Annotated in this window: 17 protein-coding genes and 1 rRNA gene; 4 read left to right on the top strand and 14 right to left on the bottom strand. The window is 63.4% G+C overall.

Annotation, left to right across the window (positions count from 1 at the left end; all coding sequences use genetic code 11):
- The first annotated feature begins 172 nt into the window (after window positions 1-172).
- Complete coding sequence (locus tag MRBLMU1_RS23580; protein WP_363506616.1) at window positions 173-427, top strand: hypothetical protein; 255 nt, start codon at window positions 173-175, stop codon at window positions 425-427.
- Window positions 428-1800: 1373 nt separating this feature from the next.
- On the opposite strand, the gene MRBLMU1_RS23575 is transcribed toward MRBLMU1_RS23580, so the two are convergent.
- Both MRBLMU1_RS23575 and MRBLMU1_RS23570 read right to left on the bottom strand, forming a co-directional pair.
- Complete coding sequence (locus MRBLMU1_RS23575; RefSeq protein ID WP_363506614.1) at window positions 1801-2769, bottom strand: SMP-30/gluconolactonase/LRE family protein; 969 nt, start codon at window positions 2767-2769, stop codon at window positions 1801-1803.
- Window positions 2766-3755 (bottom strand): GGDEF domain-containing protein, encoded by a 990-nt coding sequence (locus tag MRBLMU1_RS23570; RefSeq protein WP_363506611.1) that lies wholly within the window; start codon window positions 3753-3755, stop codon window positions 2766-2768. Before MRBLMU1_RS23570 ends, MRBLMU1_RS23575 begins: the two co-directional genes overlap by 4 nt.
- A 389-nt stretch (window positions 3756-4144) precedes the next feature.
- On the opposite strand from MRBLMU1_RS23570, the gene MRBLMU1_RS23565 reads away from it, so the two are divergent.
- Window positions 4145-4354 carry a hypothetical protein gene (locus tag MRBLMU1_RS23565; protein WP_315222755.1) on the top strand — a complete coding sequence of 70 codons (210 nt, stop codon included), beginning with the start codon at window positions 4145-4147 and terminating at the stop codon, window positions 4352-4354.
- A 3-nt stretch (window positions 4355-4357) separates the two neighbouring features.
- Here MRBLMU1_RS23565 and MRBLMU1_RS23560 read toward each other — a convergent pair whose 3' ends face one another.
- Window positions 4358-4978 carry an Hpt domain-containing protein gene (locus tag MRBLMU1_RS23560; protein ID WP_363506608.1) on the bottom strand — a complete coding sequence of 207 codons (621 nt, stop codon included), beginning with the start codon at window positions 4976-4978 and terminating at the stop codon, window positions 4358-4360.
- Between the two features lie 106 nt (window positions 4979-5084).
- Entirely contained in the window at window positions 5085-6062 is a 978-nt protein-coding gene (locus tag MRBLMU1_RS23555; protein ID WP_363506605.1) for a CAP domain-containing protein, read from the bottom strand.
- 192 nt (window positions 6063-6254) lie between these two features.
- Here MRBLMU1_RS23555 and pssA point away from each other — a divergent pair, with 192 nt between their 5' ends.
- Complete coding sequence (pssA, locus tag MRBLMU1_RS23550) at window positions 6255-7037, top strand: CDP-diacylglycerol--serine O-phosphatidyltransferase (protein ID WP_363506602.1); 783 nt, start codon at window positions 6255-6257, stop codon at window positions 7035-7037.
- A gap of 133 nt (window positions 7038-7170) precedes the next feature.
- On the opposite strand, the gene MRBLMU1_RS23545 is transcribed toward pssA, so the two are convergent.
- The 10 genes from MRBLMU1_RS23545 to MRBLMU1_RS23500 form a co-directional block, all read right to left on the bottom strand.
- Window positions 7171-8085, bottom strand: coding sequence for an aldo/keto reductase (locus MRBLMU1_RS23545; protein ID WP_363506599.1), 915 nt, complete (start codon window positions 8083-8085; stop codon window positions 7171-7173).
- Between the two features lie 140 nt (window positions 8086-8225).
- The gene (locus MRBLMU1_RS23540; protein WP_363506596.1) at window positions 8226-9371 is read right to left on the bottom strand and encodes a D-alanyl-D-alanine carboxypeptidase family protein; all 1146 of its coding nucleotides are present in this window, start codon (window positions 9369-9371) and stop codon (window positions 8226-8228) included.
- 62 nt (window positions 9372-9433) lie between these two features.
- Window positions 9434-10102: an alpha/beta hydrolase gene (locus tag MRBLMU1_RS23535; protein WP_363506593.1), complete on the bottom strand. Its 669-nt coding sequence runs from the start codon at window positions 10100-10102 to the stop codon at window positions 9434-9436.
- 6 nt (window positions 10103-10108) lie between these two features.
- A complete protein-coding gene (locus tag MRBLMU1_RS23530) occupies window positions 10109-10426 on the bottom strand; it encodes a (2Fe-2S) ferredoxin domain-containing protein (protein WP_363506590.1) in 318 nt (105 codons plus the stop codon).
- A 52-nt stretch (window positions 10427-10478) separates the two neighbouring features.
- On the bottom strand, window positions 10479-11669 hold the full coding sequence (locus MRBLMU1_RS23525; RefSeq protein ID WP_363506587.1) for a VanZ family protein: 1191 nt from the start codon (window positions 11667-11669) through the stop codon (window positions 10479-10481).
- Window positions 11666-12277 (bottom strand): ABC-type transport auxiliary lipoprotein family protein, encoded by a 612-nt coding sequence (locus tag MRBLMU1_RS23520; RefSeq protein WP_363506584.1) that lies wholly within the window; start codon window positions 12275-12277, stop codon window positions 11666-11668. Before MRBLMU1_RS23520 ends, MRBLMU1_RS23525 begins: the two co-directional genes overlap by 4 nt.
- 9 nt (window positions 12278-12286) lie before the next feature.
- Window positions 12287-13225 (bottom strand): MlaD family protein, encoded by a 939-nt coding sequence (locus MRBLMU1_RS23515; protein ID WP_363506581.1) that lies wholly within the window; start codon window positions 13223-13225, stop codon window positions 12287-12289.
- A complete protein-coding gene (locus MRBLMU1_RS23510; protein WP_363506578.1) occupies window positions 13225-14100 on the bottom strand; it encodes an ABC transporter ATP-binding protein in 876 nt (291 codons plus the stop codon). Before MRBLMU1_RS23510 ends, MRBLMU1_RS23515 begins: the two co-directional genes overlap by 1 nt.
- Window positions 14100-15227 carry an MlaE family ABC transporter permease gene (locus MRBLMU1_RS23505; protein WP_363506575.1) on the bottom strand — a complete coding sequence of 376 codons (1128 nt, stop codon included), beginning with the start codon at window positions 15225-15227 and terminating at the stop codon, window positions 14100-14102. The genes MRBLMU1_RS23510 and MRBLMU1_RS23505 overlap by 1 nt, the downstream gene beginning before the upstream one ends.
- Window positions 15228-15300: 73 nt before the next feature.
- Complete coding sequence (locus MRBLMU1_RS23500) at window positions 15301-16773, bottom strand: B12-binding domain-containing radical SAM protein (RefSeq protein WP_363506572.1); 1473 nt, start codon at window positions 16771-16773, stop codon at window positions 15301-15303.
- Window positions 16774-17206: 433 nt separating this feature from the next.
- Here MRBLMU1_RS23500 and MRBLMU1_RS23495 point away from each other — a divergent pair.
- Window positions 17207-17653: ribosomal RNA gene (locus MRBLMU1_RS23495) — 16S ribosomal RNA — on the top strand; the annotation flags it as partial.

Here is a 17653-nt window from a genome sequence, read left to right as displayed (position 1 = left end):
CTCCCCTCTCACGCTCGCGGTACACGGCGGCGCGTCTCGGCAGTCAGCCCTGCGTCGCCGGCAACAAACGCCCTTGTATAGAGCGCGGACGTTTCGGTCAGCGGGCTAGGGGCTCAGACGGTAACTGAATCGCGCATCGTGCTAAGCTTGCCTCTCTTTCAATGGAGGCTAAATGCTGAACGATCCTGATATCCGAAACGTTGAAGAAATAACCACTGGCGACTTCGTCTCGTTCGAGCTTTTCGACGCCGATCTGTGGCGTCAATTTCGCATCAGCCGCACTGCACTGACCGTGCTCGCTGGTTCTGACGGCACCACGCCGCTGGCATCGCTTGAGAAGAACATCGAGCGAATCAAGGGCGTCGCATTCACTGCGCACAAGGTGGAAGATGGCTATACGGTGCTGACGTCGGACCACTTCGCATAGCCGATTCACGTTGTCCTTTACGCTCGGCGCACTGGCTGCTCATCGTCGGCACACACCGTGTCGCGCTCATCAGTAATGCCGGCGACAGCATGCCGTTTGTGGTCCTTGCAGTGATAGGGCTGGGATGAGTTCGGAACATAGGAGGTAGTCGATCATGCTACTATTCCTTGATGATAATTTTTAGCAACTATTGGAAAACGCGAGTGGTTCGCTACCCTCTGCTCGCATTGGGCGCGCTCGCCGCGACTGTCGCAACGGGGGCCCGGCTCGATCTCGGGAAGTCTGATTGGGCGGCGTGGGTACAGGCCATTGGTACGATCGTGGCGCTTGGCGTTGCAATCTTTGTAATGAGGGGTCAGAACGCGGCCGCAGCAAAATTGGCGGTCGACGCCGATTTGCGCACTCATCAGCGTCGCGCACGAAGCGTTTCCGCGCTCGTCTACCGCGCCGAGCGGCAAATTAGCAACTGCGTGGATGCAGTCCGGTCTGTCGCGCGCGAGGGAAATCAAGCACATATGCGCACAATGCTCCGAAATGCGAACAAAGTACTATCTGCCAGAAGAAGTGCGCTCGAACAAATCCCTGCCCATGATCTCGGATCGTACGAAATGGTTGAGGGATTGCTTGGGATGATCGGGTGCATCACGGTCTTCGAAAAAATTATCGATGACTACCTCAGTGACCCGCGCGTTAATATGCCGACGGATCAAATCGCGAATAGAATGGACGTAGTGACAGAAGGTCAAGAACGTTCGTCAGCCTGCTTTGCTGAAGGGCTCCGGCAGCTTGGAGTCTTGCCTCCAACGCCAGGCAGTCGAGAGGGTTCACAGGGCTCCTAGCTCTGTTACGCGTTACTCTCAGCCACCGACCCCGCGCAGGGGCCAGCGCAGTACCTGCTCACCAGATCGCCGTCGGAGATTCGCTGCAGGTAGGTAGGCCAGCGACACCTTACTAATCGCAAAGCGGCGGCCGACTGCCAGCAGCCAGAAACTGCGGACAGATGATTTTTTTAGTACACAGGTAAGTACACAGGATCATAATTTCAGCAACAATGCCTTTAACTGCGGGCTCACTTTGAGATTAGCCGCTTCTGTATCGAAATAAACTCCGGGGTCAAGTCTGACATTCGGACACGAGCTTCGCCGTAGGCACCTACGGTTAAGAGCGTGTCCGAATGTCAGACTTGACCCCCGACGATGGAACCACGTAGGGCGGATTAGCGCAGCGTAATCGGCCATGCATGCGTTATCGGCGACTCATCGATGGCCGATTACGGCGTTCCGCCCTACGTGTTTTAGATTTTGGTTCGGATTGTGGCCCCGTGGACCGGATTCGACATCCGGCCAGGATGGCGAATCAGATTCGCCGCGCGATCAGTACGGCAAGCCGCTGACGTTCAGCGCGATCTTCCACACCGACCCGGCACCGGTGATGAACAAGGTCTTGCCATCCGCACCGCCGAACGCCGCATTGGTGACATTCGCATCCACCTTGATCGTGGCGATGTGCTTGCCCTGCGGCGTGAATACGCGGATGCGCTTGTCCGTGTGCTCGGTGACGTAGATGTTGCCGTGGCAGTCGATCGCCATGCCGTCCGGGATGCCCAGGCCATTGACCAGGTCGCGTCCCTTGCCAGGCTTGCCGCCGGCGATAGGGTACGCGCGCAGCACGCCTTTTTCGCCAACCATACCGTTCACATACAGCATGTCCCCTGCTGGCGACAGCGATACGCCGTTCGGATTGGTGAGCGTGTCGTCCACCACGGTGACCGTGCCGTCTACCGCCACGCGGTACACGCGCGTCTTGTCCTGCCCGCCCGGCGCGGCGTCGCGCTGGAACGCCGGGTCGCTGAAGTACAAGGTGCCGTCGGCGGCCAGCGCCATGTCGTTCGGCGAGTTGAAGACGTTGCCGTTGTACTTGGTCACGACATCGCTGCGCTTGCCATCCATCGTGTAGCGCGACACGCTTTTGTACTTGTGCGTGGCCGCCAGGATGTTGCCCTGCGCGTCGACCGCCAGGCCGTTGCTGCCGCTGTCGGCGATCAGGGTGGTGACCTTGCCGTTGGCATCGAGCTTCTGGATGCGCGACGGGAAGCCCGGCCCGAACGTGAAGTCCGAGAAATACAGCGCGTCCTTGATCCATACCGGACCTTCATACAACCCCGGCTCCGACCGCGTCGGGTTGGCGGCGACGATGCGCTGCGCGGTCAGTTCGCCGGACGGCGCGGCGCCGGTGCAGGCGGTCGGCGCGGCGAAGGCGGCCGGGGAGGTAAAGGCCACCAGGGTGGCGGCGACGGCGGCGGACAGAATCGATGCGAAGGTGAAGGCGGGGCGAATTTTCATGCGTTGGTTTCTTCCAGTTTGTGAACGATGACGCAGTCGCGTCCGGCGTGTTTGGCGGCGTACAGGCAGCTGTCGGCGGCCGCCAGCATGGTTTCGGCGGTGCACAGCCGGTCCTTGACGAAGCTGGCCACGCCGATGCTCATTGTCACATACGGACGCATCGCGGCGGGCGCGTGCGTGACCTCCAGTGCGGCGATGCGCGCGCGGATGGTCTCGGCGACCAGCGCCGCCTGCTCCGGCCCGGTGTCGGGCAGCACGGCGCCGAATTCCTCGCCGCCGTAGCGCGCGGCCAGGTCGGCCGGACGCTGCAGCATGGCGGCGAACGCTTCCGCGACCAGGGTCAGGCAGGCGTCGCCCTGCTGGTGGCCGAAGTGGTCGTTATATGCCTTGAACGAGTCGATATCCATCAACAGCAGCGACAGCTGGCCGCCGTTGCGCTGGGCGCGCCGCAATTCGCGGTCGAGCGCGACGTCGAAATGGCGCCGGTTGGCGATGCCGGTCAGCCCGTCGACATACGATTGCGCGCGCAGCGCCTCGGCTTGGCCGCGCAGCTGGCGCTCGCGGCCGACGGTGCTGCTGATGTCGCTTACCTGGATCAGGCAAAACCGTTCCTTGCCTTCGGTGAACGGCGTTACCGACACCGCCTGTTCGATGCGCTCGCCGCCCCAGGTGCCGGTCGGGAACAGGGGGAAGGGCGAGCGGTTCAGTCCCGGTGACAGCTGCTGCGGCGTTTTGCTCTGCATCGCGCTGTGCACTGCCTGCTCTAGCCGCTGGCCGCGCAATTCGGGAAACACGTCGAAAAGATCGCTGCCGAGCACCCGGTGCGACGACTGGCCCGAGTGGCTGGCCATCCATTGGTTCCACAGGACGATGCGTTGCCCGGCGTCGAGCACGATCAGGCCGAGGTCGGCGAGCGCCAGCGCGCGGGTGGACAGGGGGGAGTGGCCCGCAGTGGACGGCGGGGAAGCGTGAACAGTTTCAGGCATTCGAACTTTCCAGGCGGGAATGATAATGGTGTAATGATTATAAGCCGCTTGGCTGGCCGTGGGGCCGCCGAAGATGCCATGAAGCCACAATTTCATGGCGACTCACTATCATTTTCGACTTTTCAATTAAAAAATATTTATCCCCTATGAGCGGCGGCGCGACCGCAGTGGGCGGCGCTGGAGAAGTGTCGCATGGGTGCATTTTTTGCCGATCCGGCGGCTGTGGCCGGTTCCCCGAACCTGCTATGATTGATTCGTCGCAGATGAGTGTTCGGTTTTCCAACACATGGCTCGAAACCGGCACGGCCTTGAGAATTCTCATGCTTGAGATATTCCGCTGAAGTAACCTTGCAACGTTGACTTGGGCACCGCCTGGAACGGAGGGGATCGTGGAACCGACACAAGAAAGCGTACCGGACGACGGCGCCGGCACGGCGCCTCCTGCGATGGCGGCGCCCGTCTCGCCGGCCCGCACGCGGCAGATGCTGCCGCCCAAGGGGTCGTGTTGGTACTGCGAGAAGCCGCTCGACAACGTCAAACGTTTCTGCGACAAGGAATGCGCCGACGCCTTCGACGAAGAAAAAGAATATACGCGCTGAAGACTAGCTCTTCGCCGCATGCAATACCGCCAGCGCCGCCTCGAAGTCGAACTGATGCGCCGCCTCGGTCACCTCCTGAAACACCGCCACTCCCAAGCTTGCCGCGAGCACCGTCGCGGAGTGCTCCAGCACATCGATCGCCGCGCCGTCGCCTTCCTCCAGCAGCCGGGCCAGATGCTGCACCAGCATGCGCGTCTCCGGTGGATGCTGGCCGGCGGCCACCGATTCCGCCGGCGGTTGCTCGTCGGCCGCGTCCAGCTCGGCGTCGATCGCGCCCATCAGGCAGCGCAGCGCGTGCTCCAGCTGCGCCAGCGGTCCTATGCACAGCGCCGCCGGCCCCGCGCAGGCCTGCTCCAGATTGACCGCCAATAGATAGACCTGCTGGGCGCCGATCATGCCGGCCGCCCCCTTGAGCGTGTGGATGATGCGTTGCGCGCCGGCGGCGTCGCCGGCGGTCAGTTCGTTGCGCGCCTGGTTGGCGCTGTCCTGGTAGCGTTGCCGGAAGCGGCGCAGGATCTGCAGATACAGGGCGCGGTCGCCCATCAGCTGCTGCAGGCCGGTTTCCACTTGCAGGATATGGCCCTCGGCGCGAATCGCTAAGGCTGGCGTGCTGGAAAATGTCATGGGCGGTGCGTTATCGCGGATCGGTGGTTGGTCGGAAGCGGTACGGAAGCCGTACCATAGCAGACCTTACCCGCCGCAACAACGCATGGGCCGCCCTCGCGGCGGGTCACTGCCGGGTCGTGAACGACCACGTGCGCGGCGCCGCCACGCCGTTCACCGAGCCATCGAAGCTGACATCGTAGACCGTGCCCCGGCGAAGCGGCGCCAGCGGGATGATGGCGGCGGCCGAGGACGTGGTCCGCGAATCGGTCGCGCTGCTGAGCAGAAGCGTGTTCAGCGCGCTGCCGCCGCGCGGCGCGATGGTGAAGCTGCGCACCACCACCCCGGCGCCGCCCCGGCCGCTGTCGGCGTGGACGCTGATCGGGTAGCCGACCTCGTTCTGGTTCGGCACCGGATCGGGCGATTCGGTATCGCTGAGGAAATTGATCGGGACGTTGGTCTGGTTGCCGACCGGGTAATTGACCAGCTTGCCCGCGCCGATGCCGGCGCCCAGGCCGTTGGTCGCGGTGAGGTCGGCGGTGAAGTAGGTGTAGCCGCCGGAGACGGTGGTGGCGCCGGTGCCGACTTCCTTGAAGACCGGCTCGAACATGACGAAGCGGTGATAGATCGCGGTGATCAGCTCCTCGGCCTGGTAGAAGCCGGAGGTCTCCGTCGTGGCGGAGATGACCTCGCCGATCGCGTAGCCGCCGGTCAGCGCATAGCCGGCGGCGCCGAGCCGGTTGGTCAGGTTGACACCGGTGAACCCGGGCGCGCCCACGGTCTGCTCGTGGCTGACGGTATTGTTCAGGCGCAGATAGTTGGAATGCCCCAGCGCGGCCGCGTCGACCTGGCTGTTACGCGCCAGGACCGACAAGCCCAGCTGGGCGCGCCGGTAATTGAGCCAGTTGTAGCCGTCCAGGGCGGTGTTGCCGGTCAGCGTGGGGGCGCCGGGTTCCTGCGGCGGCGGGGTGGTCGATGTCGTTGGCGCAGTCTGGCTGCTGTTGCCGCCTCCTCCGCCGCCACAGCCTGCGAGCAGCGCGGCGATCAGCAGCATTGCCGCCGGCAACGGAGAGAAGGGGAGTTGCCGGTGCTTGTGGTTTGCCATGTTGAAAACTCCTGTGCGTATGGGCGTTTTGCCCGGGCTGGCTACAGCGATTCTAAGCCAGATTGTGCGGCTGCGGCACGCAATCTGCCAGCCGGACCGCTTCGTACGGGACGGCTTGCGTAAAATGGTAAGCTAACCGTTCAGCCAGCCATCCGCTGGCGTTGAGGGTATGCTTAACCTGGAATTTGTCATTTGAAACCTATCAATCAAGCGCGCGTTCGGCGCGCCAAGTTCGCATTGCCCAGTATGGTGACGCTGATGTCGATCGCCTGCGGCTTCGGCAGCATCGTCATCTCGGTCGACAACGCCCTCGTCGGGTCCGCCGAGGACTACCGGCTGGCGGCCATTCTGCTGGTGCTGGCCGGCGTGTTCGACGCGCTCGACGGCTTTGTCGCGCGCGCCACCAACACCTCGTCCGAGTTCGGCATGCAGCTCGACTCCATCGCCGACGTGATGAACTTCGGCTGCGCGCCGGGGCTGCTGTTGTACTGCTACGGATTCGTGCAGCTGGGCGTCGACCATCCGACCTTGCTGCGGGCCGGCGGCATCGCCAGCTTCTTCTTTGTCGCCTGCGGCGCGTTGCGGCTGGCGCGCTTCAATGTCAGCGTCGGCCGGACCGACCCGCGTTATTTCGTCGGCATGCCGATCACGGCGGGGGCGGCTTGCGTGGCGTCGGTGGTGGTGGCTTGGCCGGACCCGGCGGCGACCACCTGGCACGCGATCCTGGTCGTGCTGCTGTTGTTCGTGGTGGGCACGCTGATGGTGTCGACGGTGCGCTTCCCGAGCTCCAAGCAGAAGAAGAGCTGGGGCGCGTTGGTGTTGTTGGTGGTGAACCTGGGATTGCTGGCGTGGTTGCAGGCCGCTTACTTCGTGCTGTTCTTTGTGGTGTATATCGCCTTCACGCTGGCGCTGAACCTGGCTTGGAAGAAGGGCTGGAAGGGGATCGCGCCGCCGGTCGTGTATGACGAGATTTGAGCTCGGTACGGGACGGGCGCGCTATCTGATCCACGTATGCGCCGTCGAGACGCATGCATTGGCCGATTACGCTACGCTAATCCGCCCTACGTGTTTTAGATTTAAGCGAGGTTCAGTGGAGTAAGCGCGCGGATCACGCCACTTCGTGCCCGCGCGCGGCGCGCAGGATCTCGAACCACTGGCTGCGGCTCAACGTGAACTGCGTCGCCTCCACCGCCTCAGCCACCGCCTGGATGCGCCCCGACCCGGTCAACGGCACCGGCCGGCTCGGCAACTGCATAATCCAAGCGAACACCACGCTGCCGAACGGACGCCGCAGCTCGTCGGCGATCTTCTGGATCGCGGCGCTGACCCGCACGCCCGCCGCATCGTCCTTGCTGAACAGGCGGCCGCCGGCCAGCGGCGACCAGATCATCGGCGACACCCCCAGATCCTGCAACCCGTCGAAGATCTCGTCGAACATCGGCGCCACGCACAGCGGCGAGAACTCCACCTGGTTGGTCGCCAGCGCGATGCGGCGGTTCAGGCTCTCGAACTGGTGGCGGCTGAAATTGGACACGCCGAAATGCCGGACCTTGCCTTCCTGGCGCAGACGTCCGAAAGCGTCGGCGATCTCGTCGAAATTCATCAGCGGATCGGGGCGGTGGATCAGCAGCAGGTCCAGATGATCGGTGCCCAATTGGCGCAGCGACTGTTCCGCCGACGCGATGATGTGGCTGGCGCTGGTGTCATAGTGCTGGATCGTATGGTCCGGACGGGCCGCGCTGATCAATTTGATGCCGCACTTGCTTACCAGCTGCATGCGCGCGCGCAGCGACGGTTGCAGCGTCAGCGCCTCGCCGAACACCGCCTCCACGCCGTAGCCGCCGTAGATGTCGGCGTGGTCGAAGCTGGTCACGCCCATCTCCAGGCATTGCTCGATGAACGACACGCGTTGCTGGGGCGTCAGGTTCCATTCGTTCATGCGCCACATGCCGGCGACGATGCGCGACAAGGTCGGGCCACCGTTGCTGGTGGCGATGGACGGGCAGGACAGGTTGGAGCTCATGGGCGTGCTTTCGGTAGGAGAGAGATACGAAGAGACACGTAGGGCGGATTAGCGCAGCGTAATCGGCCATGCATGCGCCGACGATGACGCATGCATGGCCGATTACGGCGTTCCGCCTAATCCGCCCTACGTGGATTAACTTAATTCATCCAGAGACGAATCGAATCCCAGGCCCGGCCGAAGATCGACGCCTCTTCCACGTTCTCCAGCGCCACCACCGGCAGCTCCAGCAGCGGTTTGCCGTCAACCATCATCTTCAGCGAGCCGACGCGGGTGTTCAGCGGCAGCGGCGCGACCAGCGGGTCCTTACGCTCCAGCACCGGCTTCATCTTGGCGGCGACACCTTTCGGCACCGTCACCATGACATCGCTGGTGAAGCCGATCTTGACCGCGCTTTGCGAACCCTTCCAGATTTCCGGCGTCGCGATGGCTTGCCCCTTGGAGTACAGCTTGACCGTGTCGAAGTTCTGGAAGCCCCAGTTCAGCAGCTTCTGGCTTTCCTGCGTGCGGGTGTTGTCGGAGTTGGTGCCCAGCACCACCGAGATCAGGCGGCGTTCGCTGGCGCCGTTCGGACGGCGCGCCGAGGCGATCATGCAATAGCCGGCCGCTTCGGTGTGGCCGGTCTTCATGCCGTCGACGGTCGGGTCCAGCCACAGCAGGCGGTTGCGGTTCGGCTGCGTGATCTTGTTGTAGGTGAAGCTCTTGATCGAGTCGATCTTGTAGAACTGCGGGAAGTCCAGGATCACGCGCTTGGCCAGCACCGACAGGTCTTGCGCGGTCGAATAGTTGTCCGGGCTGGGCAGGCCGTGCGGATTGGCGAAGCGGGTCGACTTCAAGCCCATGCGCTCGGCTTCCTTGTTCATCATGACGACGAAGGCCGATTCGTCGCCGGCGACCGCTTCGGCCAGCGCGACGGCGGCGTCGTTGCCGGATTGAATCATCAGACCGTGCAGCAGGTCGTCGATGCTGACCGGCGTGGCCGGGTCGATGAACATCTTCGAGCTGCTGGCGTCGACCTTCCACGCCTTGGTCGAGACGTTGACCATCTGGTTCAGGGTGACCTTCTTGTCGCGCAGCGCGCCGAAGACGACGTAGGCGGTCATGATCTTGGTCAGCGAGGCCGGCTCGACGCGGGCGTTGGGATCTTGCGAGGCGATCACCTGGCCGCTGGTGGCGTCCAGCAGCAGCCAGGATTTGGCGGCGATGGTGGGGGGCGGCAGGGTTTGCGCCACAGCGGCGGACATCAACATCACACTGGTGGCCAGTGCCGCGATCAATTTTTTCATGGGCTAATTATTCGGTGGTAAGGTTAAAAGACTGCGTAAAAAACAGCGGGGATTATAGAGCGTTAATCCGCCGCGGAGGTGTCCGTTTCAGTGTCGGCAACGTCGCTGCGACGGCGCCACAGCTGGGTTACCCAGCTTTTGATGTGTTGCAACTTGCGGTGGAAGAAGTGGTCGGCGCCCGGGATGACGATCACCGGGATCTCCTGCGGACGCAGCCAGTCGAGCACGTCGATCAGCGGGATGGTGTCGTCGTTTTCGCCGTGGATCAGGATGGTGTCGGCCGGGATGTCGGCCATGTCCCATTTCTTGGCGGCGCTGCCGACCAGCACCAGGCGCTCGGCCGGCGTGCCGGCGGCGGCCAGGCGCTGCGCCAGCTTCGATTGCACGAAGGTGCCGAACGAGAAACCGCCCAGCGCCACCGGCAGGCCAGGATATTTCCCGGTCATCCAGGCGTGCAGGATGGCCATGTCGTCGGTTTCGCCATGGCCGTGGTCGTGCACGCCCTCGGAGGCGCCGACGCCACGGAAGTTGATGCGCGCCACCACGTAGCCGAGGCTGGCGAAGGTGCGCGCCAGGGTGACGGCCACCTTGTTGTCCATCGTGCCGCCGTACAGCGGGTGCGGATGGGCAACCAGGGCGACGCCGACCGGCGTGTCGTTCTTCGGATAGTCGATCTGGCCTTCCATCAGGCCGGCGTTACCCGCCAGGGTGAATTTTTCGTTCTTGTTCATAGCTCGTTAGATTTTAAGACGGTCAACAATCTTGCCCTGCACCAGGTGGCTGTCGATGATTTCATCGATGTCGCTGGTGTCGACGTAGGTGTACCAGACGCCTTCCGGATAGACCACCAGCACCGGGCCTTCCTCGCAACGGTCGAGGCAGCCTGCCTGGTTGATGCGGACCTTGCCGTGGCCGTTGATGTCGAGTTGCTTGCAGCGTTTCTTGGCGTGCTTTTGGGCGGTTTCCGCGCCGTGGTCGCCGCAGCTGTTGCGGCCGTCGTCACGCTTGTTCATGCAGAAGAAGACGTGGTGTTTGAAATACGGAGTGTCGCTCATGGCTATCTCTCTCGGAAAAAGTTGTCAGCCGGCGAGGCCAATGCTTGAGGCGCTATGATACCCGCCCTTGGCCGGGGGCGGTGGCCGGTTCTCTGGTCTCTTTGTTGAGCTTGTGAGACGGCAGCCACAGGAACCAGACCGCGAAGAACGGCCACAGCAGCGACAGGAATTGCGCCGCGCCATTGAAATTGAGGAACTTGCCTTGCACCCATGTTTGCAAAGTGGCCACGAAATACGGGTTGGCGGGCGTGGTGTTGATGATCACCAGGCTCAACAGCAAGGTGACCGCGCCCAGCCGCCGCTGCGCCACTTGCGGGGCGAACATCAGGCCGGCGAGCATGATGGCGCCGATCAGGAAGCCGCCCTCGGCGCCCGGCGTGACCCAGGCGAAGGCGTTCTCGGGCGAAAACAGCAGCGCCGTCGCCAGCGCCTTGACGACGATGGCCGAAGCGATCATGGCCGTCACCAGCAGCGCGCGCGGGGCCGGCTTGCGCAGCAGGCACAGCAAGGTCAGCGCCGCGCCGACCATGCCGCAGGCGGTGATGATGGTCTCCGACAGCCAGTATTGTTCGACGGTCAGCACCATGTCCGGCCGCACGTAGCTGGCCAGGTCGATGTCCATGTCGAGCAGCTGCGACAGCCAGTCCGACAGGATCGGCAGCAGCTGGCCCAGGCCGAACAGGAAGCTTTGCGGATAGATTTGCGCCAGCGGCCAGAGCGCCAGCAGCACCAGGCCCTGGCTGGCGTGCGGCGCGAACCAGGCGCGCCGCAGCCGTTGCAGCGGGCTTTCATCGAGCAGCCGCCGCACCGTCAGCGCGCCGACCAGCGCGCCGATCGCGCAGCCGGCGGCGTTGGTGTAGAAGTCCAGGTTGGACGAGACGCGGCTGGGCAGATAGGTTTGCACCGCCTCCATCGTGCCGGACACCAGCAGCCCGCAGAAGGTGGCGAGCAGGAAGGCGAAGATGCCGCGGATGCGCGGATACAGCGAGTAGACGATCAGCGCGCCCAAAGGCACGTAGCCGACCACGTTGATGATGGCGTCGAACTTGGTCCAGTAGCGCGGCATGCTCGAGGTTTCGAGGAAGATCAGCGGCGACAGGCCCTGGTTCTGCCAGCCGGAGAACGGGAACCAGCTGGCGTAGATGATCAGCAGCAGATAGGCCAGCAGCGCCGCGCGCGAGAGCGGCGAGCCTTTGCGGACGGGCGCCGGAACGGGCGGCGCCGATGTTGCCGGTTGCGTCATTGCCCCTGTGGCGGCAGCGCCGCCAGCCATGCCAGCACGTCGGCCGCCAACGCGTCGGCGGCGTCGGCCAGGGCGCGCGCGCCGCCGGCGGCGTCCGCGCTTGGCGCCGGGGCGCTGCGGGTGAAGGTTTTCTGGTCCACCAGGCGGTGGCTGCGGAACACCGAGGCGCGCAGGCTGATGTTGCCGCTGCTTTGCGTGGCCGACTCGAAGTTCTGGGCGAAGTCGTCGACCTCGAGCCGCAGCAGGTTGACGCTGGCGGCGGAGTCGCTGGTCGACAGCACCTTCACGCCGGCCTGCGCGATGCGCGCCTTCATGCGCTGCGTGATCAGCTGCAGCGGGGTGCTGGTCCACTGGTTGTAGGCGTAGGGGCGCGACTGGCGCGCGTCCGCGTACAGCAGGCGGTATTGCATGCGCTCCGAATCGAGCGACGCCGGGCCGGTGGCGTCGGCGACGATGATGGCGCCGATGCTGTTGGCGCCTGCCGCCGTGGCTTGCGGCGGCAGCGGGCCGAAGTCGTAGTTGGCGTTGGTCGGGCCTTTGCTGGCGCAGGCGCTTAGCAGGACGGCGGCGGCGATGATGATGGCGCGGGCGCGCAGGGTCGTGGTCATCGGTGATCCTTATTTGGTCGGAGCGGTAAAGCCTTCTTCCCCCGGGCCGGGCGGGGTGCCGGGCGCACCGAAGATCAGGCTTTGCGGACGATCGTTAATCTTGTTCATGGTCTTGCGCAACGCGCGCATCGACGAGCGGGTGTCGTCGGCCAGCGAGTTCACTTGCGGCAGCGTGTCCAGTTCCAGGCCGCCGGCCACCGATTCGACCGACAGGCCGATGCGGTCGACGGTGCCGCTGACGCGCGCGATCGGGCCGTCCGGCGCCTGCAGGCCGGTGGTCAGGCGATTGACGTCGGTCGCCAGCGCGTTGACGGAAACCAGCGTGCGCTGGACTTCGTTGGCCAGCGCCGGCAGCTTGACGATGGTCGGTTCCAGCTTGGCCGGCAGGTCGCGGTATTTGTTGGCGGTTTCGCTGACGTCGGCGAACGCCGCCAGCATGATCTTCTGGTTCTCGGGGCTGAGCAGGGTGTTGAGGCGCTTGGTCACTTCCTCGGTCTGCGACAGGATCTCCTTGCCGCGCTTTTCCACCTGGTCGAGGAAGCCCTGGCGCAGAGGGATGACGGCCGGCGCCTCGCTGCTGGTGGCCAGCAGCGGCGAACCGGTTTGCTCGTCGTCGAGCTGGATGAAGGCGATGCCGGTCACGCCCTGGTAGCCCAGGGTGGCGTAGGTGGTCTTGGTGATCGGCGCGTCGGTGTTGATGTTGAGCATGACGAGGATCTGGCCGGCCATCTTGGGATTGAAGGCGATGCCGCCGACCTTGCCTACTTCGAGGCCCCGGTAGCGCACCGGCGCCTGCGGGTTCAGGCCCGGCACCGATTGCGTGGTGGCGATCACGTACGGCAGGCGTTCGACGCGGTCGCGGTTGAACCAGATGCCGAACAGGATCGCCGCGATCAATAAGGTGATCGTGAAAAAGCCGGTGGTGAGTGCGTGAGATCTGTTTTCCATCAGTGATCCTTATTGGTTTTGTCGTCCAGCGCCTTTTCGTCCAGTGCTTCCAGCGCGCGGCGTCCCCGGTCGCCCAGGAAGAACTCCTTGATGAACGGGTGGTCGACCTTCAGCACCTCCTGCAGCGGGCCGAGGGCGATCACGTGTTTTTCCGCCAGCACGGCGATGCGCGTCGACAGCGCGAACAGCGTATCCAGATCGTGCGTGACCATGACGACCGTCAGTCCGAGCTCCCGGTGCAGCGATTTGATCAGCGACACAAACGCTTCCGACAGGTCGGGATCGAGCCCGGCGGTCGGCTCGTCGAGGAACAGCAGCTTCGGCTCCAGCGCCAGCGCGCGCGCCAGGGCCACGCGCTTGACCATGCCGCCGGACAGGTCGGACGGCATCTTGATCGCGTGCTCCGGCCCCAGGCCGACCATATTCATTTTCAGCAGCACGGCGTCGCGCACCAGGTCTTCCGGCAACACCTGCAGTTCGCGCATCGGCTGGGCGATGTTTTCAAACACCGTCAGCGCCGAATACAGCGCGCCTTGCTGGAACAGCATACCCCAATGGTTGCGCAGTTGCTGGAGTTGCGCCGGACCGATCTCGCTGATGTCTTCGCCGAACACGCGCACGCAGCCGCGCGCGGGACGTTCGAGGCCCAGCATCTGGCGCAGCAGCGTGGTCTTGCCGGTGCCGGAGCCGCCGACGATGGACATGATCTCGCCCTGCTCGATTTCCAGGTTCAAGTCCTGGTGCACGACGGTGCGGCCGTATTTGGTCCACAGGCCGGTGATGTCGACGATCGGCACGCTGCCGTCGAGCGTCAGTTCGCCGGTGCCGGTGCCCGGACCGCAGGCTTTTTCGGGGACGAGCGCCTGGTCGGCCATCAGAACCCCACGCCGTTGAACAGGATGGCGAACACCGCGTCGGCCAGGATGACGACGGTGATGGCCGTGACCACCGAGGTGGTGGTGCCGCGTCCGAGGCTTTCCGTGTTCGGCTTGATGCGCAGGCCGAAGTGGCACGACACCAGCGCGATCAGCACGCCGAACACGACGCCCTTGCCAAGGCCGATCATGTAGTTCGCCAGCGGCACCGCGTCCGGCAGCTTGGAGATGAAATACTGCGGCGACAGGCCCAGTTCCACATTGGCCGATAGCATGCCACCGATTAGCGCCATCGAATCGGTCCAGATCACCAGCAGCGGCATCGAGATCGCCAGGGCCAGCACCTTCGGCATCACCAGGCGAAAGCCGTGCGAGATCCCCATCACCAGCATGGCGTCGAGTTCCTCGGTCACCCGCATCACGCCCAGTTGCGCGGTGATCGAAGAGCCGGAGCGGCCGGCCACCAGGATCGCCGCCAGCAGCGGCCCCAGTTCGCGGATGATGCTCATGCCGAGCAGGTTGACCAGGTAGATGTCGCCGCCGAAGGCGCGCAACTGCTGGGCCGACAGGAACGACAGCACCACGCCGATCAGGAATCCGACCAGCGCCGTGATGCCCAGCGCCTGGAAGCCGGCGTGGAAGATGTTGGCCGAGATTTCCTTCCACGGGCCGCGTTGCGGCGCGCGGACGAAGCGCCACAGGTCCAGCGTCAGCTGGCCGATCAGCGTGATGAAGCCGGCCATGTGCTCGAAGAACAGCAGCATCGCGAAGCCGAGCTTCATCACCCACGTCAGGCGCTGCTGGCGGGGGCGCGGCAGTTCGATTTTGCCGGTGGTTTCGAGCCGGTTGAAGAATTCCTCCTGCCCCGGCGCCAGGTGCAGGTCGGGCGGGCGGGTCTTGCCCCAGGCGTTCCAGAACAGCTGGGCGCCGATGTGGTCCATGCTGTCGATCGCCGACAGGTCCCAATGGACTTTGTCGGCCTTGAGGGATTTCAGCAGCCCGGTGATGGTTGCCATCGCCTTGCCCTGCGCCAGAGCGTGCACTTGCCAGGTGCCGCCCGCCGCGACCGACGGGCCGTCGGCGGCACCGGGATTGAGAGTGAGGGTAGGCTCTTGGGCTGTAGGCATTACGTCAGTTTAAGGGAGTTTGGCCCTGGCCGCCACTTGTCTTCATGCGAGGGTGCGCTGGCGCTCCCTGGCATCAGGCGGCCAGCCTGCGCGCCTGCCGCTTGGGCGCCGGCGTTTCGGCCGGTTTCGGCTTGGACCCGGCGTAATCGCTGGCCAGCAGCGCGTCGGCTTCCGCCTTGTCCATGCCGCGCTCCTGCAAATAGCGCGACACCATCGCCACCAGCCGTTCCAGCGCGATGCGGTGGGTGGCGTCGGTGTTGGCGTACAGCCAGTCCGAGAAGGCCATGAAGCGCTCGAACGCCGAATCCCCCAGCAGCACCGGCAGCGTATTGCCGAAGCGGCCGGAGTTGGCCACCAGGTCCCAGTAGCGGGCGAAACGCACCAGCCGCTGCATGGTCGGGAAGTCGATGTCGCGGTTGGCCAGGATGGTGTACGGCGCGTACGGCTCGAACACCAGCCCGAATTCCTGCGTGTGGCGGATGATCGGCGTGCCGCGCAGGCGTTTGAGGATGCCGAACTGGATCTCGTGCGGATCGAGCGCCCACAGCTTGTTGAAGCCCTCGGCGAAGCTCTCCACCGTCTCGCCGGGCAGGCCGGCGATCAGGTCCACGTGCATGTGGGCGTTGGAGTGGTCGGTCAGCCAGCGGATATTGTCGGCGGCCTTCTGGTTGTCCTGTTTGCGGCTGACCAGCGTCTGCACCGCCGGGTTGAAGCTCTGGATGCCGATCTCGAACTGCAGCGCTCCGGGAGGGAATTTGCTGATGCCCTCTTTCAGTGCGTCGGGCAGGTGGTCCGGCACCAGCTCGAAGTGGGCGTAGACCGGATCGTCGGGGTTGGCCTCCAGCTTATCGAGGAAGAACTGCATGATCCTCAGGCTGGTCTTGATATTCAGGTTGAAGGTGCGGTCGACGAACTTGAACAGCCGCGCGCCGCGCGCATGCAGCGATTCCATCTCCGCCAGGAAGCTCTCCAGCGCGAACGGCCAGGCAGTCTTGTCCAGCGCCGACAGGCAGAATTCGCACTTGAACGGGCAGCCGCGCGACGCTTCCACGTAAATCGTGCGGTTTTTGATGTCGTCGTCGGTATATAGGGAGTAGGGCAGCTTGATCTCGGCCATCGGCGGCTGCACGCCGGCGTGCACCTTCATCAGCGGTTTCGGGCCGTTGAGGATCTCGCCGCACAGCTTGGGGAAGGTGACGTCGCCCCAGCCGGTGATCAGGTAGTCGGCCAGCTTGACGATTTCCTGCTCGTTCGACTCGTAGGACACTTCCGGCCCGCCCAGCACCACCATCACGTGCGGCGCCACGCGTTTGAGCATGGCGACGACTTTGGTGCTTTCCTCGACGTTCCATATATAGATACCGAAACCAACGATCTTCGGCGAGTGCGCCAGGATGCGTTCGACGATCTCGGTGGTCTTGGCGCCGATGACGAATTCCTGCAAGCGCGTCTGCTCCTGCAGTTCCCCCATGTTCGCTAATAGATAGCGCAAACCCAGCGAGGCGTGGGTGTAGCGGGCGTTGAGGGTGGTGAGCAGGATGGACATGACGTACTTTGGATCGGTAAAAGCGACATTTTACGCTGTCGCTCTTGTCAGCAGTCGAACCCTTTGCTATAGTTCGCCTCCCCGCAAAACGGCGTGCACAAAACAGCGTGTTGCAGAGTGAAGCGGGGCAAAAAGAAGTGGTTGACGAGATGTTCGAAACGCCTCATAATCTTGCCTCTTCGCTGATGAACACAACGCTTCTTCAGCAAGCAGTACCAAGCAGTACCGAACAAGTTCTTTAAAAATTAACAGTCGATAAGTGTGGGCGTTTGATGAAAGTGCACGCGGAGCCTCGGTTCCGCGATACTTAAAATATTAAATGTTCACAAGAAGTAATGAAATAGGCGCTACGAAAGTAGTGGCCTGTCAGTATTTTGAGTGAGCGACCCGTGAGCAATCACGGTGCTGCGAAAGCAGCAAATAAACAGAGATTAAACTGAAGAGTTTGATCCTGGCTCAGATTGAACGCTGGCGGCATGCCTTACACATGCAAGTCGAACGGCAGCGCGGGGCAACCTGGCGGCGAGTGGCGAACGGGTGAGTAATATATCGGAACGTACCCTGGAGTGGGGGATAACGTAGCGAAAGTTACGCTAATACCGCATACGATCTAAGGATGAAAGTGGGGGATCGCAAGACCTCATGCTCCTGGAGCGGCCGATATCTGATTAGCTAGTTGGTAGGGTAAAAGCCTACCAAGGCATCGATCAGTAGCTGGTCTGAGAGGACGACCAGCCACACTGGAACTGAGACACGGTCCAGACTCCTACGGGAGGCAGCAGTGGGGAATTTTGGACAATGGGCGCAAGCCTGATCCAGCAATGCCGCGTGAGTGAAGAAGGCCTTCGGGTTGTAAAGCTCTTTTGTCAGGGAAGAAACG

It is taken from the genome of Burkholderia sp. LMU1-1-1.1, from assembly GCF_040675865.1.
Classification (GTDB): Bacteria; Pseudomonadota; Gammaproteobacteria; order Burkholderiales; family Burkholderiaceae_D; genus Rugamonas.
This window is presented reverse-complemented; position numbering and strand designations above follow the sequence as displayed.

What these genes read in the sequence shown, in the direction of transcription:
- MRBLMU1_RS23505 (WP_363506575.1), bottom strand. Translation starts at nt 15,227, where the DNA reads ATGCCTACAGCCCAAGAGCCTACCCTCACTCTCAATCCCGGTGCCGCC.
- MRBLMU1_RS23525 (WP_363506587.1), bottom strand. Translation starts at nt 11,669, where the DNA reads ATGACGCAACCGGCAACATCGGCGCCGCCCGTTCCGGCGCCCGTCCGC.
- MRBLMU1_RS23530 (WP_363506590.1), bottom strand. Translation starts at nt 10,426, where the DNA reads ATGAGCGACACTCCGTATTTCAAACACCACGTCTTCTTCTGCATGAAC.
- MRBLMU1_RS23510 (WP_363506578.1), bottom strand. Translation starts at nt 14,100, where the DNA reads ATGGCCGACCAGGCGCTCGTCCCCGAAAAAGCCTGCGGTCCGGGCACC.
- MRBLMU1_RS23575 (WP_363506614.1), bottom strand. Translation starts at nt 2,769, where the DNA reads ATGAAAATTCGCCCCGCCTTCACCTTCGCATCGATTCTGTCCGCCGCC.
- MRBLMU1_RS23535 (WP_363506593.1), bottom strand. Translation starts at nt 10,102, where the DNA reads ATGAACAAGAACGAAAAATTCACCCTGGCGGGTAACGCCGGCCTGATG.
- MRBLMU1_RS23540 (WP_363506596.1), bottom strand. Translation starts at nt 9,371, where the DNA reads ATGAAAAAATTGATCGCGGCACTGGCCACCAGTGTGATGTTGATGTCC.
- MRBLMU1_RS23570 (WP_363506611.1), bottom strand. Translation starts at nt 3,755, where the DNA reads ATGCCTGAAACTGTTCACGCTTCCCCGCCGTCCACTGCGGGCCACTCC.
- MRBLMU1_RS23545 (WP_363506599.1), bottom strand. Translation starts at nt 8,085, where the DNA reads ATGAGCTCCAACCTGTCCTGCCCGTCCATCGCCACCAGCAACGGTGGC.
- MRBLMU1_RS23500 (WP_363506572.1), bottom strand. Translation starts at nt 16,773, where the DNA reads ATGTCCATCCTGCTCACCACCCTCAACGCCCGCTACACCCACGCCTCG.
- MRBLMU1_RS23515 (WP_363506581.1), bottom strand. Translation starts at nt 13,225, where the DNA reads ATGGAAAACAGATCTCACGCACTCACCACCGGCTTTTTCACGATCACC.
- MRBLMU1_RS23560 (WP_363506608.1), bottom strand. Translation starts at nt 4,978, where the DNA reads ATGACATTTTCCAGCACGCCAGCCTTAGCGATTCGCGCCGAGGGCCAT.
- MRBLMU1_RS23555 (WP_363506605.1), bottom strand. Translation starts at nt 6,062, where the DNA reads ATGGCAAACCACAAGCACCGGCAACTCCCCTTCTCTCCGTTGCCGGCG.
- MRBLMU1_RS23580 (WP_363506616.1), top strand. Translation starts at nt 173, where the DNA reads ATGCTGAACGATCCTGATATCCGAAACGTTGAAGAAATAACCACTGGC.
- MRBLMU1_RS23520 (WP_363506584.1), bottom strand. Translation starts at nt 12,277, where the DNA reads ATGACCACGACCCTGCGCGCCCGCGCCATCATCATCGCCGCCGCCGTC.